Consider the following 13,784-nt stretch of genomic DNA (forward strand, 5'->3'; position numbering starts at 1 on the left):
GCGGGGCGGGCCCCTTCGCGCGGGGTCACCCTGTCCGGGTGGGCGGGTGGCTCAGCGCCCGGCCTCGTCGTGGGAGTCCGACGACGCCGCGCCGCTCTCGGTGTGGTGCTCGTCGAGGGTCTTGCCCGTGTGCTCGTGCAGGTCGGGCAGCTCCACGACGGAGTGCTCCGCGGCGCCGCGGGCCGCGTGGTGCTTCTTCACCAGCTCGGCCTGCACGATGCGGATCTCCGTGGTGGGGGTGCCCTCCGGGATGCCCCGGTAGACCTCGATGGCCCGGTGCAGCTCGGCCACCGCGTGGGCGCTGCGCCCCTTGGGGCTGATGAGGGAGGCGAGCGTGGCGACCACGATGATCGCCACGATCACGCCCAGGGACACGAACGTGGGGATCTCGGGGGCCCAGCCGATGTGCTCGCCGCCGTTGATGAACGGCACCTCGTTCTCGTGCATGGCGTGCAGGATGAGCTTGACGCCGATGAACGCGAGGATCAGCGACAGGCCGTGCTTGAGGTAGATGAGCCGCTCCATGAGCCCGCCGAGCAGGAAGTAGAGCTGGCGCAGGCCCATGAGGGCGAAGATGTTGGCGGTGAAGACGATGAACGGGCTCTGCGTGAGGCCGAAGATCGCCGGGATGGAGTCGAAGGCGAACATCAGGTCGGTGACGCCGATCGTGATGAACACGATCAGCATCGGCGTGAACACCTTCTTGCCGTCCACCGTGGTGCGCAGCTTGTTGCCGTCGTACTCCTCGGTCATGGGCACGACGGTGCGCAGCCGGCGGATGAGGGCGTTCTCCTCGGTCTCGTCCTCGCCCTCGTCCTTGGCCTGCTGGTAGGCGGTCCAGAGCAGGAAGACGCCGAAGATGTAGAAGACCCAGGAGAAGTTGGCGATGATCGTGGCGCCCAGGAGGATGAAGATCCCGCGCAGGACCAGCGCGATGATGATGCCCACCATGAGCACCTCCTGCTGGTACTTCCGCGGCACCGCGAACCGGGCCATGATCACGATGAACACGAACAGGTTGTCGATGCTGAGGCTGTACTCGGTGATCCAGCCCGCCACGAACTGGGTGCCCTGCTCGGCGCCGGCGAAGACGAACATCAGGCCCGCGAAGACCAGGGCGAGGGCCACGTAGATGCCCACCCAGGTGCCGGCCTCCTTCATGGAGGGCTCGTGCGGGCGCTTGGCGACCATGATCAGGTCGAAGAGGAGAATGCAGCCGAGAACGACGAAGGAGCCGATCTCGAACCACGCGGGTAGCTGTGTGTGCACGCGAGTTCTTTCGCTTGGAGATGGGTGAGCCCGCGGGCCGGCGTCGTCCGAGGAGCGGGGCGGACCGGGGCATCACGATGAGCCGCAAGTCTCTCCACCGTCCGCGGCGGGCTCCGGGCCCGGATACCGCGGTACGGCCGCTGCGACCGGCCCGGCTCCGTTGCCCGGCGTGCTGACGATCGCAGCGCTGAGGGATACTCCCCTACGCGGGGAGCAGTCTACCCGACCCTGGGAGAACGCCGGGAACCCGCGTCCCGGGCGGACCCGGAGTCAGGCGTGCCCGGCCTGCTGCATCTGCCGCAGCTCCTTCTTCAGGTCGGAGAGCTCGTCGCGGATCCGCGCCGCCAGCTCGAACTGCAGCTCGGCCGCGGCGGCCTGCATCTGCTCCGTCATCTGCGCGATGAGGTCCACGAGGTCCTCCGCCGGCGCGGCCGCGAACCCGTCCTGGCGCAGTTTGTCCTCCGCGGCCGCCACGGCGTCCCGTCCGCCCTTGGCTCCGATCGGCGCGGTCTTCCTGTTGGCGGCGGCGCGCCGGGCGAGCAGCTCCCGGGTGTCCTCCTCCTCACGCTGGAGCTGGTCGGTGATGTCCGCGATCCGCTTCCGCAGCGGCTGCGGGTCGATCCCGTGCTCTGTGTTGTAGGCGACCTGGATCTCCCGGCGCCGGTTCGTCTCCTCGATGGCCGTGGCCATCGAGTCGGTGATCCGGTCGGCGTACATGTGCACCTGACCGGAGACGTTGCGGGCGGCGCGGCCGATCGTCTGGATGAGGGAGGTCGTGGAGCGCAGGAAGCCCTCCTTGTCCGCGTCGAGGATCGCCACCAGGGACACCTCCGGCAGGTCCAGGCCCTCCCGGAGCAGGTTGATGCCCACGAGCACGTCGAACGTGCCCATCCGCAGCTCGCGCAGCAGCTCCACCCGGCGGAGGGTGTCGACGTCGGAGTGCAGGTACTGGACCTTGACCCCGTGCTCCATCAGGTACTCGGTGAGGTCCTCGGCCATGCGCTTGGTGAGGGTGGTGACGAGCACCCGCTCGTCCCGCTCGACCCGGACGTTGATCTCGTCGAGCAGGTCGTCGATCTGCCCCTTGGTGGGCTTGACGACCACCTCGGGATCGACCAGCCCGGTGGGGCGGATGATCTGCTCCACGTAGCCGTCCGCCTGGGAGAGCTCGTACTTGCCCGGCGTGGCCGAGAGGTAGACGGTCTGGCCGATGCGCCCCAGGAACTCGTCCCACTTCAGCGGGCGGTTGTCCATCGCGGAGGGCAGCCGGAAGCCGTGCTCCACGAGCGTGCGCTTGCGGGACATGTCCCCCTCGTACATGCCGCCGATCTGGGGGATGGTCACGTGGGACTCGTCGACCACCAGCAGGAAGTCATCCGGGAAGTAGTCGATGAGGCAGTGCGGGGCGGATCCGCGGGGACGGCCGTCGATGTGCAGGGAGTAGTTCTCGATCCCGTTGCAGTAGCCCATCTGCTCCATCATCTCGAGGTCGTAGGTGGTGCGCATGCGCAGCCGCTGGGCCTCGACGAGCTTGTTCTGGGACTCCAGCTCCTTCAGCCGCGCGGCGAGCTCGTCCTCGATGGACTTCACGGCCGTGGCCATCCGGTCCGCGCCGGCCACGTAGTGGGAGGCGGGGAAGACGTACATCTCGGTCTCCTCCCGGATGATCTCCCCGGTCAGCGGGTGGAGGGTGTAGATGGATTCGATCTCGTCGCCGAAGAACTCCACGCGGACCGCGTGCTCCTCGTACATCGGGATGATCTCCACGGTGTCCCCGCGCACGCGGAACGTGCCGCGGTGGAAGTCGACGTCGTTGCGCGCGTACTGCATGTTCACGAACCGGCGCAGCAGCTCGTCGCGGTCCATCTCCTCCCCCCGGCGCAGCGTGACCATCTGCGCCACGTACTCCTCGGGGGTGCCCAGGCCGTAGATGCAGGACACGGTGGCGACCACGACGACGTCACGCCGGGTCAGCAGGGCGTTGGTCGCGGAGTGCCGCAGCCGCTCCACCTCCTCGTTGATGGAGGAGTCCTTCTCGATGAAGGTGTCCGTCTGCGGGACGTAGGCCTCGGGCTGGTAGTAGTCGTAGTAGGACACGAAGTACTCGACGGCGTTGTTGGGCAGCAGCTCCCGCAGCTCGTTGGCGAGCTGCGCGGCGAGCGTCTTGTTCTGCACCATGACGAGGGTCGGCCGCTGGACGCGCTCGATGAGCCACGCGGCCGTCGCAGACTTGCCGGTGCCGGTGGCGCCGAGCAGCACCACGTCCTTCTCCCCCGCCTCGATCCTCGCGGCGAGCTCCTCGATGGCCCGGGGCTGGTCACCGGCGGGCACGTAGTCGGAGATGACCTCGAAGGGGGCGACGACGCGGTTGATCTTCTGGGCGAGGCTCATGGCACCAGGCTACGCGCCGCCCCGGACACGGAGCCCGGGTTCCTCCGGAGGCGATCGGCCCCGCGTCCACCGCAGGAAGTACGCCGCAGGAAGTACGCCGCGGGAAATACGCCGCGGGCGCCCCCGGTTGCACAGGTCACACCGCCGCGCCCGGCAGCATCCGGCCGGGTCCGCGGACCGCCGTCGAGAGGAACACCGTGTCCATCGTCATCACCGGCGCGACCGGCCAGCTGGGCCGCCTCGTCATCAGCTCCCTCCTGCGCCTGGACGTGCAGCTGCCGGACCTCGTGGCCGCCGGCCGCAACGAGGACAAGCTCGGCGCCCTCCGGGAACTGGACCTGACCACCGTCCGGGTCGACTACGGCGACCCCGCGACCCTCGACGAGGCCTTCGCGGGAGCGGACACGGTCCTGCTGATCTCGAGCAGCGAGGTGGGCGTGCGGGTGTCCCAGCACCGCAACGCGGTGGACGCCGCCGTCCGGGCCGGGGTGTCCCGGCTCGTCTACACCAGCGCCCTCGGCGCCGACCGCGGGAAGCTCCTGCTCGCGGACGAGCACCTGGCCACGGAGCAGGCGATCGCCGACTCCGGGCTGCCGTACACGATCCTGCGCAACGGCTGGTACACCGAGAACTTCGAACCGGCCCTGCGGCACGCGGAGACCACCGGTGTGGTGCTGGCCAGTGCCGGGGACGGCCGGGTGGCCAGCGCCACCCGCGAGGACTACGCGGAGGCGATCGCCGCGGTCCTCGCCCAGGACGGCCACGCGGGGCAGACCTACGAGCTCTCCGGGGACGTCGCGTGGAGCTTCGACGAGCTCGCCGCCGCGCTCACCGAGGTCCTGGACCGGGAGGTGACCTACCGGCGGCTCATGCCCGAGCAGCACCTCGCGGAGCTGCTGCGCACGGGCGTGGACGAGAGCACCGCCCGGTTCCTGGTGGCCCTGGACGCCAACATCGAGGACGGCGCCCTGGACCTGGTCACCGGGGACCTGTCGCGGCTGCTCGGCCGGCACACCACCCCGCTGGTCGACGCGCTGCGCGCGATGCGCTGAGGCGCCCGTCGGGAGCGGTGCCGCGGCCGGCGGGGGACGGTCGACCGGCGGCCCCGCGGGGCGGGAACCGGCCGTGGACGTCGTCACATCCGCTGGTACCTGGCCCGGACCACCATGAACACCCCGTAGCAGATGAGGCCCAGGGCCACGGCCCCGAGCAGCCACGCCCCGAAGGGCTGCTGCTGGAGGGTCTTCAGCGCGCCGTCCAGACCCGTCGACCGTTCCGGGTCGTGCTGCACCGTGGCCACGACGAAGAGCACGCCGAGCACGGCCAGGGCCACGCCCTTCGCCGCGTAGCCGGCCGTGCCCAGCCACACCACGGCCCGGCCGGCGGTGCCCGGCGGCAGGCTCTTCAGGTTCTCCCGGAAGGACCTCGTCACGCCCCGGTGGACGAAGAAGACACCGGCGGCGACGAGACCCAGTCCCACGGCGATCAGCAGCACCATGCCGGCCGGATGCGCCATGAGCCGGGCGCTGAGCGACTGCGTGGACTGGCTGCTGTCGCTCGAGCCCCCGAGGGCGTAGATCCCGAACACGGCGCCGATCGCGCCGTAGACGACCGCCTGGCCGCCCATCTTGAGGCGGTGCTTGAGCCGTTCCCGGTCCGACTGCTGCCGCGCCCCGAAGAACACCTCGCTGAGCAGGAAGACGGCGAGCGCCGCGCAGCCGAGGAAGCACGCCCACAGCAGGACGATGCCGCCCGGGCGGCCCGCGAGCGCGGCGACGGCCCCGGACTGGTCCGCGGAGCCCGAGCCGCCGGAGGCGACGCGCAGTGCGATGACCCCGATCATCACGTGCAGCAGGCCTGCCGCCACGTATCCGGCGCGGGCCGCGAGGCGGAACCCGCGGGAGTCCGTCACGTCGTCCGCGGCGTCGGCCGCCCTCGTGGCCTGCCGGCCGACCTCGCCCATGGTTCCTCCTGCGGTGTGGGACTCCATCGTGCGCCTGTGGGCCGCCGGTGTCCACAGCGCCGTTCGGCGGACAGCGGCTACTGCTGGAAGGCGGCGTCGAACGAGGCGCCGGAGGGCCCGAAGTCGAAGCGCTTCAGGAAGGCCAGGGCCTCGGGCGCTCCCCGGAGACGGTCCATTCCGGCGTCCTCCCACTCCACGGAGACGGGGCCGTCGTAGCCGATGGCGGTGAGGGCACGGAAGCTGTCCTCCCACGGCACGTCGCCCCGGCCGGTGGAGACGAAGTCCCAGCCGCGGCGGGGGTCGCCCCACGGCAGGTGGGAGGACAGGATGCCGTTGCGCCCACCGCCCATCCGCATCTTCGTGTCCTTGCAGTCCACGTGGTAGATGCGGTCGGCGAAGTCCGAGATGAACGCCACCGGGTCGATCTGCTGCCACAGGAAGTGGCTGGGGTCCCAGTTCAGCCCGAAGGCCTCCCGGTGGCCGATGGCCTCCAGGGCCCGGTGCGTGGACCAGTAGTCGTAGGCGATCTCGGAGGGGTGGACCTCGTGGGCGAAGCGCACCCCGCACTCGTCGAACACGTCCAGGATCGGGTTCCACCGGTCCGCGAAGTCCTGGTAGCCGGCGTCGATGACGTCCTGGGAGACCGGCGGGAACATCGCCACGTACTGCCAGACGGAGGACCCGGTGAAGCCGACCACCGTGTCCACGCCGAGCTTCCGCGCGAGCCGCGCGGTCATCTGCATCTCCTCGGCGGCACGGGCGCGCACCCCCTCGGGCTGTCCGTCGCCCCAGACCCGGGTCCCCACGATGGACCGGTGCCGGAAGTCGATCGGGTCGTCGCAGACCGCCTGGCCCTTGAGGTGGTTGGAGATGGCCCACACGCCGAGGCCGTGGCGCTCGAGGATGTCGAGGCGTTCCTGGACGTAGGCGTCGTCGTCCCACCGCCAGGCGTCGAGGTGCTCGCCGGAGACGGCGATCTCCAGACCGTCGTAGCCCCAGCCGGCGGCCAGCGCCGCGACCTCCTCGAGCGGCAGATCGGCCCACTGGCCGGTGAACAGCGTGTAGCGGTGGTGTCCCATCGTGGGTCCTTCGGGTCGGGGAGAGCGGTGCTCCGGTGGTCCGGGGTCAGAGGTGGACGGTGGCGCCCGACCGCGCCGCACTGTCCGTGACGGCGCCCAGCACCCGCTGGACCTCCAGTCCGTCCTCGAACCCGGGGGCGGCCGGGGCCCCCGTGTCGATGGCCCGCAGCAGGTCGGCGGCCTGGCTGGTGAACGTGTGGTCCCAGCCGAGGACGTGTCCGGGCGGCCACCAGGCCCCCACATAGGGGTGGGTCTCCTCGGTGACGAGGACCCGGCCGTAGCCCTGGGTGCCCGGCGCCGCGGCGGCGTCGAACAACTCCAGCTCGTTCAGCCGCTCGAGGTCGAAGCGCAGTCCGCCCAACGATCCGTAGACCTCGATCTGGAGGGCGTTCTTGCGGCCGGTGGCGCAGCGGGAGACCTCCAGGCTGACCACCGCGCCGGAGGCGGTGCGCAGGGTGGCCCAGGCGGCGTCGTCGACCGTCACCGGTTCGGGGCCGTCCGCGCCCTGCCGGGTCGGGACGAACGTGGTGAGCGTCCCGGAGACGGAGGTGACGGGCGAGTCCAGGAGGAAGCGGACCTGGTCGACGGCGTGGGAGGCGAGGTCGCCCAGCGCCCCGGACCCGGCGGTCTCCCGACGCAGGCGCCAGGTCATGGGCGCGTGCTCGTCGGCGAGCCAGTCCTGCAGGTAGCTGACGCGGACCTGCCGGACCCGGCCCACGCGGCCGTCCGCGATCAGGTCCCGGGCCAGCGCCAGGGCCGGCACCCGGCGGTAGTTAAAGCCCACCATGGCCCGGACGCCGCGGGCCCGCGCCGCCGCCGCGGCGGCCACCATCCGTTCGGCCTCGGCCACCGTGTTGGCCAGCGGCTTCTCCACGAGCACGTGCTTGCCGGCCTCGAGGGCGGCCACGGCCATGTCGGCGTGCAGGTGGCCGGGGGTGCAGATGTCGACGACGTGGATGTCGTCCCGTTCCAGCACCGACCGCCAGTCGGTGCCGCTCTCCTCCCAGCCGTACCGCCGTGCGGCCTCGGCCACGTGCCCGGCGTCCCGGCCCACCAGCACCTTCTGCGCCACGCGGGGCGTGGGGTAGAAGGCGTTGACGTTGCGCCACGCGTTGGAGTGGGCCTTGCCCATGAAGGAGTGGCCGAGCACGGCGACGCCCAGGGCGCCGGAGGCGGGCTCGCGGCCGGAGGCGACGGCGGGGTCGGGCACGGTGGCGGTCATGGGTGTCCTCCTGGGGACCGGGCGCCGGCCGAGCGCAGGAACGCCAGTCCGTGCTCCGCGAGTTGGTCCTGGGTCTCCGCCAGGGGCCGCCAGATCGAGGCGGCGGTGGCGATGCTGGCGTTGCGGGCGGTGAAGCTCTCGATGACGAGGGCGCCGGTGTAGCCCACGGCGTCGAGGGCGTCGAAGATGCCTGTCCAGTCCGTCTGGTCCCCACCGGGAGCTCCCCGGTCGTTGCCGCAGACCTGGACGTGCACGAGGTGCTCGCCGGCCGCCCGGACGGCGTCGGCGGAGGATCGCTCCTCGATGTTCAGGTGGTAGGTGTCCAGGGCCAGGCCGACGCCGTGGCCGAGCAGCGGCCCGAGGGCGTCGATCGCCTGGGCGGTGGTGTTGAGCAGGGACGTCTCGTAGCGGTTGAGCGGTTCGATCCCCAGGACGACGCCGGCGGCCTCGGCCTCGGCGGCCAGCGGCGCCAGGCTGCGCCGCAGCTGCGCGTACGCGTCCGCGCGCTCCGCCGCGTCCATCCGCCACAGCCGGCCCGTGTGCGCGTAGAAGGGCCCGCACACGGCCGGTGCGCCGACGTCGCGGGCCAGCTGGATGCAGGCACTGAGGTAGCGCTGGGTCCGGGTGATCACGGCGTCGTCCGCCAGGACCAGTTCGCGCCCGGGCGCCATCGCGCCGACGATCCGCGGCCTGAGCCCGGCGAGCGCGTCCCGCACCACCCCGGCCGAGAGGTCGCCGGCGTTCTCCAGCGGCAGCTCGACGGCGTCGAAGCCCATGTCCGCGATCTTCGCCAGCAGCGGGGGCAGGTTCGTGTCGGTGAGCGGGGACTCCCACACCCAGGTGTTGACGCCGATCAAGCGCTGCACGGGTCTGTCTCCTCTCGGCGCGGTGTCGTGGATAGCGCCCCGCCCGCCGCCGGGGGATCCCGGGGCCGGGCCGGCGGCGGGCAGGGCGCGGTCGTGCGGGTCAGGGGATGACGCGGTCCTGCCAGACGTCGGGGTAGCCCGGCAGGTCCTCGCCGCCGAACTTGGCGTAGTGGCCGTCCGGCATCCCCTCGTTGTCGGCGAGGTACCCCGCCCGCTGGTCCTCGGTGATCGGCTCCTGCGGCAGGACCCACTCGGCGGGGACCTCCTCGCCGGCGAAGATCTGCTCGAGCGCCAGCAGCGGGGTGCGCCACTGGAAGTTCGAGTAGACCGGGGCGATGCCGGTCAGGCCGGTGTCCTCCCACTTGCGCAGGAAGCTCATCTCGTCCTCACCGGTCATCACGGGGTAGTCCGCGCCGGCGTCCTCGAACGCCTCGATGGCGGCGACGGCGCCGTCACCGGCGTCCATCCACACGCCCTGCACGTCCCCGGTGGCGAGCTCGTCCGAGATGATCTTCTTGATCTCGGTGGGGTCGGCCCCGGTGAAGTAGTCCGTCGCCTCGATCCCGTTCTCCTCGAAGATCTTCTCGGCGGCCGCCCAGCGCTGCTCCAGGACGTCGACGCCCGGGAGGATGCGCAGGGCCACCACCTTGTCGCCCTCCTGCAGGTTGTCGACCAGGAAGTTCGCCGAGTCGATGCCCCAGGCGAAGCCGCCGATGGGGTGGATGAACGTCGTCGCGCAGTCGGTCTCCACGCCGCGGTCGAAGACCACCACCGGCTTGCCGGTCTCGCACGCGCGCTCCACGGCGGGCGTCAGGGCGGCGGTGGAGTTCGGCGAGATGATGAAGCCGTCGCACTCGCCCTCGGCGATGAAGTAGTCGATGTCGGCGATCTGCGTGTTGTCGTCGTCCTGGGCGTCGCGGGTCTCCATCTCGGAGATCACCCCGGAGTCCTGGAGCACCTTGAGCTGCTCGTTCATGGTGATCCACCCGGTCTGGCGCCAGGGGTTGGAGATGGAGGCGTTGGAGAAGCACACCTTCTGCGGACCGTCGGCGGCGAACTGTCCCGTGGCGGTCGTCTCCCCGGCGATGTACTGCGTCCAGGGCTGCTCCGGGTCCCCCTCGAAGGAGGCGGAGCGCTGCTCGAGCTGCTGGTCGTACTCGGCCTGGTCGAACCACTCGTCACCGCCCTCCGGGGCGGGGGTGGCGCCGCCGTCCCCGGCGGGGGCCGTGGCCTCCCCGCCCTCGGTGGCCGCGGGCGGGTTCTCGATCGACTGATCGGTGGTGCAGGCGGTGAGGCCCAGCAGCGCTGCCGCTGCCACCACGGTGACCTGTGACTGGATGCTTCGGCGCATCATGTTCCTTCCTCATCGGTGCCCGGGGTGGGCGGTGCTGCTATGGCGTGTCTCGGCTCCTGCGCCGCGGCGGTCCGGCCGCGCCGGCGGCGCCGCCAGGTCTGGGTGCCGGCGGCGACGGCGAGGATGATGATCGCGCCCTGGACGGTGTCCCGCCAGGTCGACTGGACGCCCAGGAAGTTCAGGAGCGAGAAGAGGGTCTCGAGCGCGAAGGCACCCGCCGCCGCGGAGAGCACCCACCCGCGCCCGCCGCCCAGCACGACCCCACCGAGGACGACGGCGGTGATGGCCGTGAACTCGTAGCCGCGCCCCACCGACGGGTGCACCCCGGCGTAGCCCACGAGGATGATCCCCGCCACGGTCGCAGCCAGGGAGGAGAGCATGAACGCCCGGGTGCGCACCCACCAGACCCGGGCCCCGGTCAGCGCGGCGGCCCGGGGGTTGTCCCCCACGGCGATGAGCGTGCGGCCGTAGGGCCGGCGCATGAGCCAGACGGCGGCGGCCGCGACGGCCGTCACCAGGACGACCGGGTAGGGCAGGACCCCCAGGACCGGGACGTCCTGGATGCCGCCGCGGCCGATCTGCCGGAAGCTGTCCGCGGGGTTCCCGGTCGCGGCGCCGCCCGTCCAGTAGAGCACCAGCCCCAGCAGGGCGAGCATGGTGCCGAGGGTCACGATGAAGCTCGGCACCTTCAGGAGCGTGGTGACCAGCCCGTTGACCAGGCCCACGAGGGCTCCGAGGAGGAGCATCAGCACGAGGACGGGCACGGTCCGGCTGTCGTCCTGGCCGATGAGGTTGCCGGCCACGAACACCTGGGCGGTGACCACCGAGCCCATGGACAGGTCGAACTCACCGGAGACGATCACGAAGTACTGCCCGATGGCCGCGATGGCGATCGGTGCCGTGCGGCCGACGAACCGGATCAGCGAACCCGGTTCCCCGAAGGACGGGTTGACGGCGATCGCGGCGGCCAGCAGCACCAGGAGGAGCACGAAGACGGCTCCGCCGGGGGTCCGCAGGCCGCGCAGCACCCGCTCGTGCCACGGTGACCGGTTCTGCTGCAGGACCGCGGTCCGGTCCGTGAGGGCGGTGCTCATGACGGGACCTCCTGCCCGGTCCGCCCGCTCGGGGCTGCGGTGAAGCGCGCGGGCCGGCTGACCACCCGGCGCCGGGCGTACACGGCGACGGCGACGACGATGACGACGCCGCGGACCACGTCCTTGAGGAACGGGTTGATCTGCAGGACGCTCATGATGTTGTCGATCATCGCGAAGATGAGGACCCCGCCCAGCGTCCCCACCAGCGACCCCTTGCCGCCCGCCAGCAGCGTCCCGCCCAGCACCACGGCGGCGATGGAGAGCAGGGCGTAGCCGCCCTGGGACCCGATCGTGGGGCTGCCCACCCCGAGCCGCGCGGCGAGCAGCAGACCGGCGAGACCGGCCATGACCGAGCAGATCACGTGGGCGGCGACGATCGGGGTGCCGGTCCGGATCCCGGACATCCGGGCCACCCGGATGTCCCCGCCGACGGCGTACATGTGGTGGCCCAGGCGAGTGCGGGTCAGCATGAGCAGCACGAGGCCCGCGCAGGCCAGCATGATCAGCGTGGAGACCGGGACCGGCCCGATGCCCGTGGCGCCGACGAGGCGGAAGGCCACGGGCGTCTGCCCCGCGCTGCCCTTGTAGTTGGTGGCGAGGTAGCCGCTGACGATCAGCCCGGTGCCCAGCGTGGCGATGAATCCGTGCACCTTCAGCCCGGACACCACGAGACCGTTGACCAGGCCGATACCGGCGGAGACGACGAGGGCCAGCGCCACGCCGGGCGCAATGTTCCCGGGCTGATTGGCCATGATCCCGGCCGAGAGCAGGCTCGCGAGGCTGATCACGTACGGCACGGACAGGTCGAGGCTCCCCACCAGGATCACGAGGGTCTGGCCGATCGCGATGAAGCCGAGGACGCTGGTCCCGGTGAGGACGGCCGAGATGTTGCCGGCGCTGACGAAGCTGCGCCCCGTGCTGCCCACGAGCATCGTGCCGGCCACGAAGGTCAGCAGCACCACGAGGTAGACGATGTGGGTGGAGCTGAGTCTCGAGAACGCGTTCACGGCCGCACCCCTTCCGTGCGGGCGCCGGTGGCCAGCTGCAGCACCTGCTCCTCGGTGGCGTCCGGCGGGAGCTCACCGGCGATCCGGCCGTCCCGCATGACGACGACCCGGCTGGACATGCCCAGCACCTCCGGCAGCTCGCTGGAGACCATCAGCATGGCCTTGCCCTCGGCGGCGAGCATGCGCATCAGGTTGTAGACGGCGATCTTCGCGCCCACGTCGATCCCGCGGGTGGGCTCGTCGAGCAGCACGACCTGCGGGTCCACGGCCAGCCATTTGGCGAGGACCACCTTCTGCTGGTTCCCGCCCGAGAGGTACTGGACCTCCTGGTCCAGGTCCCGGGCCACCACCTCCAGCGAGGAGAGCACCCCGGGCACGTCCTTCCGGGCTGCGGCGCTGCGGCGCGGGAAGACGGAGCGGATCACGCCCAGTGCGTTGTCCAGGATGGACTGGTTGAGGCTGAGCCCCTGGGACTTGCGGTCCTCCGTGATCAGGGCGACGCGCTGCCGGACGGCCTGCCGGGGCGAGGAGGCCGTGTACGGCCTGCCGTCCAGCGCCATGGCCCCGCGGGTGAACGGGCGCACGCCGAAGACGGCTTCCACCAGCTCCGTGCGCCCGGAGCCCTGCAGCCCGGCGACCCCCACGATCTCCCCCGCGCGCAGCGTCAGGTCGATGCCGTCGAGCTGGTCGTTGCCGCCGTCGTCGATCCGCAGGAGCTCCCGCCCCACCCCCGTGCCGGGGACCTCCTCCGGGAAGTAGGCGGAGATCGGGCGGCCCACCATCCGGCGCACCAGGGCGGCGTCGTCCATGGCGGACGCGGGCTCGGTGCCCACCACCCGCCCGTCCTTGAGGACCGTGATGGTGTCGCACAGGTCGAAGATCTCCTTCAGCCGGTGGGACACGTACAGGATGGCCGTGCCGCGCGCCCGGAGCCGGCGGATGATCGCGTAGAGCAGGTCCACCTCGGGGCCCGCGAGCGCGGCGGTCGGCTCGTCCATGGAGATGATGCGGGCGTCGTAGCTGATGGCCTTGGCGATCTCCACGATCTGCTGCTGGGCCACGGACAGCGAGCTCACGGTCGTGGTGGGCCGGATGCTGACGATGCCCAGGTCCTCGAGCAGAGAGCTCGTCATGGCGTTCATGGCCCGCCGGTCGACGAGCGGTCCCCTGCGCGGCTCACGGCCGAGGAAGACGTTCTCGGCGACCGTGCGGTCGGGCAGCAGGTTGAACTCCTGGAACACCGTGGACAGCCCGGCCTCGTGCGCCTGGGTCGGGTGGTGGAACTCGACGGGGGTCCCGCCGATCTCCACGGTCCCCGCGTCCCGGTCGTGGACCCCGGCGAGCACCTTCATCAGCGTGGACTTCCCGGCGCCGTTCTCGCCCACCAGCCCGTGCACCTCGCCGGCATGCAGCCGGAGGTCCACGTCCTCGAGCACCGGCACCCCGAAGAAGGACTTCGACAGGCCGGTGACGCTCAGCACCGGGGAGCTCGTGCGCTCGTTCATGCGGTCACTGTGACACGGACCACAGACTTCTGTC

Annotated in this window: 10 protein-coding genes and 1 pseudogene; 1 reads left to right on the forward strand and 10 read right to left on the reverse strand. The window is 71.4% G+C overall.

The features are described from left to right. Window positions 1-279 precede the first annotated feature (279 nt). Both ABD220_RS08510 and uvrB read right to left on the reverse strand, forming a co-directional pair. Window positions 280-1,269, reverse strand: a pseudogene (locus ABD220_RS08510) (TerC family protein); the annotation flags it as partial. Between the two features lie 270 nt (window positions 1,270-1,539). After that, complete coding sequence (uvrB, locus tag ABD220_RS08515) at window positions 1,540-3,660, reverse strand: excinuclease ABC subunit UvrB (RefSeq protein WP_344121602.1); 2,121 nt, start codon at window positions 3,658-3,660, stop codon at window positions 1,540-1,542. 197 nt (window positions 3,661-3,857) lie between these two features. Here uvrB and ABD220_RS08520 point away from each other — a divergent pair, with 197 nt between their 5' ends. Then, window positions 3,858-4,712 carry an SDR family oxidoreductase gene (locus tag ABD220_RS08520; protein WP_344121604.1) on the forward strand — a complete coding sequence of 285 codons (855 nt, stop codon included), beginning with the start codon at window positions 3,858-3,860 and terminating at the stop codon, window positions 4,710-4,712. A gap of 83 nt (window positions 4,713-4,795) precedes the next feature. Here the strand turns inward: ABD220_RS08520 and ABD220_RS08525 are convergent, their stop codons facing one another. The 8 genes from ABD220_RS08525 to ABD220_RS08560 form a co-directional block, all read right to left on the reverse strand. Next, entirely contained in the window at window positions 4,796-5,623 is an 828-nt protein-coding gene (locus ABD220_RS08525; RefSeq protein ID WP_344121606.1) for a DUF1206 domain-containing protein, read from the reverse strand. A gap of 77 nt (window positions 5,624-5,700) precedes the next feature. After that, entirely contained in the window at window positions 5,701-6,702 is a 1,002-nt protein-coding gene (locus tag ABD220_RS08530; RefSeq protein ID WP_344121608.1) for a sugar phosphate isomerase/epimerase family protein, read from the reverse strand. A gap of 46 nt (window positions 6,703-6,748) precedes the next feature. Continuing rightward, on the reverse strand, window positions 6,749-7,924 hold the full coding sequence (locus ABD220_RS08535; RefSeq protein ID WP_344121611.1) for a Gfo/Idh/MocA family protein: 1,176 nt from the start codon (window positions 7,922-7,924) through the stop codon (window positions 6,749-6,751). Then, complete coding sequence (locus tag ABD220_RS08540; protein ID WP_344121614.1) at window positions 7,921-8,790, reverse strand: sugar phosphate isomerase/epimerase family protein; 870 nt, start codon at window positions 8,788-8,790, stop codon at window positions 7,921-7,923. Before ABD220_RS08540 ends, ABD220_RS08535 begins: the two co-directional genes overlap by 4 nt. A gap of 100 nt (window positions 8,791-8,890) precedes the next feature. Further along, on the reverse strand, window positions 8,891-10,141 hold the full coding sequence (locus ABD220_RS08545; RefSeq protein ID WP_344121664.1) for a substrate-binding domain-containing protein: 1,251 nt from the start codon (window positions 10,139-10,141) through the stop codon (window positions 8,891-8,893). After that, the gene (locus tag ABD220_RS08550; protein ID WP_344121615.1) at window positions 10,141-11,238 is read right to left on the reverse strand and encodes an ABC transporter permease; all 1,098 of its coding nucleotides are present in this window, start codon (window positions 11,236-11,238) and stop codon (window positions 10,141-10,143) included. The genes ABD220_RS08545 and ABD220_RS08550 overlap by 1 nt, the downstream gene beginning before the upstream one ends. Beyond that, on the reverse strand, window positions 11,235-12,245 hold the full coding sequence (locus ABD220_RS08555) for an ABC transporter permease (protein ID WP_344121617.1): 1,011 nt from the start codon (window positions 12,243-12,245) through the stop codon (window positions 11,235-11,237). The genes ABD220_RS08550 and ABD220_RS08555 overlap by 4 nt, the downstream gene beginning before the upstream one ends. Further along, the gene (locus ABD220_RS08560; RefSeq protein WP_344121618.1) at window positions 12,242-13,750 is read right to left on the reverse strand and encodes a sugar ABC transporter ATP-binding protein; all 1,509 of its coding nucleotides are present in this window, start codon (window positions 13,748-13,750) and stop codon (window positions 12,242-12,244) included. The genes ABD220_RS08555 and ABD220_RS08560 overlap by 4 nt, the downstream gene beginning before the upstream one ends. Between the last annotated feature and the right edge of the window lie 34 nt (window positions 13,751-13,784).

The organism is Kocuria aegyptia, assembly GCF_039530085.1.
In the GTDB taxonomy this organism is placed as follows: Bacteria; Actinomycetota; Actinomycetes; order Actinomycetales; family Micrococcaceae; genus Kocuria; species Kocuria aegyptia.

Excerpts from the sequence above, each read along its gene's own strand:
- ABD220_RS08530 (WP_344121608.1), bottom strand. The coding sequence starts at position 6,702 with ATGGGACACCACCGCTACACGCTGTTCACCGGCCAGTGGGCCGATCTG.
- ABD220_RS08525 (WP_344121606.1), bottom strand. The coding sequence starts at position 5,623 with ATGGGCGAGGTCGGCCGGCAGGCCACGAGGGCGGCCGACGCCGCGGAC.
- ABD220_RS08550 (WP_344121615.1), bottom strand. The coding sequence starts at position 11,238 with ATGAGCACCGCCCTCACGGACCGGACCGCGGTCCTGCAGCAGAACCGG.
- uvrB (WP_344121602.1), bottom strand. The coding sequence starts at position 3,660 with ATGAGCCTCGCCCAGAAGATCAACCGCGTCGTCGCCCCCTTCGAGGTC.
- ABD220_RS08545 (WP_344121664.1), bottom strand. The coding sequence starts at position 10,141 with ATGCGCCGAAGCATCCAGTCACAGGTCACCGTGGTGGCAGCGGCAGCG.
- ABD220_RS08560 (WP_344121618.1), bottom strand. The coding sequence starts at position 13,750 with ATGAACGAGCGCACGAGCTCCCCGGTGCTGAGCGTCACCGGCCTGTCG.
- ABD220_RS08535 (WP_344121611.1), bottom strand. The coding sequence starts at position 7,924 with ATGACCGCCACCGTGCCCGACCCCGCCGTCGCCTCCGGCCGCGAGCCC.